Genomic DNA, 246 nt, shown 5'->3' with positions numbered 1-246 from the left:
ACGCGCACTCATAGTTGTCGGAGCGAGGAAGCCCGAGTAGTTCGGGCAACGTTGCGGGACCGCGGTTTCAGCCGAGGTTTGCCGCGCAGTGAGGATCGGTGTGGCATTGCAGGATCGATGCGACCGGTGCGATGAACAATGGTGGCGATGAAAATTTTGTGGGTGACCGGCTGCGCATCTTTGGTGCTGGTATCAACTACTATATTGGAAGCGCCACTTTCGGCTTCGCATACTCGAACGTGGATG

General features: G+C 56.5%; 1 pseudogene. It reads left to right on the top strand.

The features are described 5' to 3' along the window. Window positions 1–119: 119 nt before the first annotated feature. Window positions 120–246: pseudogene (locus AB4Y44_RS42790) on the top strand (porin); the annotation flags it as partial.

The organism is Paraburkholderia sp. BR10937 (assembly GCF_040965695.1).
Lineage (GTDB): Bacteria > Pseudomonadota > Gammaproteobacteria > Burkholderiales > Burkholderiaceae > Paraburkholderia.
Note: the sequence above shows the minus strand (reverse complement) of the source record. Positions and strands in the feature narration are given on the sequence as shown.